General features: G+C 69.0%; 1 pseudogene. It reads right to left on the reverse strand.

The features are described 5' to 3' along the window. Positions 1-232, reverse strand: a pseudogene (locus tag HCK04_RS40815) (sugar ABC transporter substrate-binding protein); the annotation flags it as partial.

Here is a 232-nt window from a genome sequence, read left to right on the forward strand (position 1 = left end):
GCGCTCGCCGCCGTGGCCTGGGCCGCGGTCAGCGCCTCCTGCGGCGACTGCGACCCGCTCATCGCGGCCTGCATCGCCTTCCACATCGGCTCGGAGATCTTCGGATACTTCGTGCCGAGGTTGTCACTGGTGCGGCCCTTGGCCGCCTTGACCGCCTCCACCCACACCTTCAGCTCGGCGTTCTGCTCGACCTGCTTGGCCTGCACGTCCTCCGTCGGCGCGATGTACGACA

The organism is Microbispora sp. CL1-1 (assembly GCF_012034195.1).
Classification (GTDB): domain Bacteria; phylum Actinomycetota; class Actinomycetes; order Streptosporangiales; family Streptosporangiaceae; genus Microbispora.